Source organism: Vibrio sp. V10_P2A27P122 (genome assembly GCF_963874335.1).
GTDB lineage: Bacteria > Pseudomonadota > Gammaproteobacteria > Enterobacterales > Vibrionaceae > Vibrio > Vibrio anguillarum.
The window spans coordinates 1-2,183 of record NZ_CAWNHY010000218.1; the positions used below are offsets into that span (position 1 = coordinate 1).

The 2,183-nt window shown below is 39.1% G+C and carries 2 protein-coding genes; both read right to left on the reverse strand.

From position 1 onward, the window contains the following. Positions 1 to 129: 129 nt before the first annotated feature. Entirely contained in the window at positions 130 to 1,161 is a 1,032-nt protein-coding gene (darG, locus tag AACQ17_RS09035) for a type II toxin-antitoxin system antitoxin DNA ADP-ribosyl glycohydrolase DarG (protein ID WP_017046134.1), read from the reverse strand. 10 nt (positions 1,162 to 1,171) lie between these two features. After that, on the reverse strand, positions 1,172 to 1,798 hold the full coding sequence (gene darT / locus AACQ17_RS09040; RefSeq protein ID WP_017046135.1) for a type II toxin-antitoxin system toxin DNA ADP-ribosyl transferase DarT: 627 nt from the start codon (positions 1,796 to 1,798) through the stop codon (positions 1,172 to 1,174). Positions 1,799 to 2,183: the final 385 nt, after the last annotated feature.

Genomic DNA, 2,183 nt, shown 5'->3' on the forward strand with positions numbered 1-2,183 from the left:
CCATAACGCTGCATTAAGGTGTGAGCAACGCTACCTCGATACTTAACCATACCACCGTAAACACAAAACCCAACGATTAGCACCGAAAATGCCAAGCGTTGGGAATCACTCTTAAATGCTTTGTTAGGGCTACGATACCCAGCAATTACTTTCTAGTCGTGATAAAGCTTTCTTGAGATACTTTTCTTTAATTGAAGCTTTATGGTCATTCCATTGATAGATGAATAACTTGATTGAGTCGAAGTCATTTGGACTATAACCCTCATGCTTAACAACCCAGTGAACCGTAGATAACACTTCCATACTTAGTGGTGTTTCATATCCGCGTATCAGTTTCTCAACTTTACAAATAGCCTCATCACTTTCTGGATGGTTAGATAAATATTCTTCCGCTACATCGAGTGAGTTATTAATGATAGAGATCCTTGATTTGGCAACACGGTCTCCAAAACCACTAATAAAATGTCCATCTATATGGCTCAACACATGGTTCAAATTATCGGCATACGGTCCAAAATTGTGAGCTTCATACTTCAGTTTAAGGTCAACTCCCGCTTCCTGGAGGAAGTATGCTAATTTCTGAGCTTCCAATTTAGTACACTCATAACCTTTAGAAGAATAAATACCCAATAGCTTAAGTAATAATGCTCGACCTTTGGTCATATTCGGTACTTTAGTATTAATTACAATATCTTTAGCATCCGGACTACCAAGTGGCTCATAGATATTAATAGAAACATCTTGAATACTACCGAGCTTATCGATAATCATCGATTTTACCGTTGACCACTCCAATCCACCCAGACCTGCGCCTAATGGTGGAATTGCAATAGACTTAATACCGTATTCTTGTATTTTAATTGCTAAATCATCTAAGCCGGATTCAATATACTCATACTTTGACTTACCTTTCCAATGATCTTTAGTAGGAAAGTTAATAATAATTTTACGGTTAAACATGTCACCTTGCTCAGTGACAAACATCTTTCCTATTTTAACCTCTTTACGGTCACAAGCTGATTTATACTGTTTAAAGTTATCCAAAAATGCCTTTTTAAACTGTAAAGCAAGACCTTTCCCCATAACACCAACACAATTTACGGTATTCACTATTGCTTCAGAGTCATCAATTATTATATTTCCAGTTCTGTAACTAATCATAACCCCTCCGCTAAAAATACCAACCAAGCTTAATTTCTACACTTGGTTTGTGTGCAAGATGTTGAATCAAGCTTTCAACACGATCTTTCATAGTCTGATTATAGACCCCAATGGTTTCTATGAGTTCCCAATCTAGTTTGGAGTGAACAAGGAACTCGGACTGCCTTAAGCGACTACCATCTACGAAGTTGTTCCAGTATTTCGCATTGACAACATTCCAAGGCACTTCTGAAAGTTCAGTGAGGTCGTTATAGTAATCTGTCAGCGCCATAATTCCATGACCATCAGTAAATACAAACAACTTTCCAGCCCCATCAACCGTTTGAGCCGTTGTTTTAAAGAAAACAACTTCGCGCATATCGACACCTGGGATGTTTCCTCTATGCACCGCATAAAGCATTGGGGAAAGACTATTAAAGTAAAAAGGCACATAGTCATGGATCACACCACCAGGATCAACTGGGACTTCAAAGCTCTCCCTATGCCCTTGGACACTCTCATATGCTGAGCTTTGGTAAGTAATCGAACTCGAATCAACACCATTCTTACAAATTATCCCTCCTGAACTAATCAAACTTGAGAGGTTGGAAATGTGCGTAAAATGATAAATCGGTGTTGGTAACGGAACTTGTGCCACTGAACTTTCCTTAAAAACTAGAATTTCGCAATTATACGGGACCAAACACTTAGACGCTATAGTCACATGCTGACAAGTAGCCCTAACGCCCGGCTAAGGGGTTGACAACGCACCGCCGAACTTAAAAAACACACTGTAAACACTAAACTTCAATTTTGCACTAAAGTCGCCAAGCGTTGGCAATCCCTCTTGAGCCGTTTGTTAGGCCAACCGATTGATACCAACACTTTTAAAACCAAAGAACAGGGCTTTTTTACAAACTTAAAACCAACTAACCGATTCATTTATAAACCAAAACCCTAAATCAGCACAGAAACAAGAAAACTCAAATTGAGCGATTTGGAAGAAAAGTGACGAGCGTAGCATGCTCGGCGGACGTTTGGAT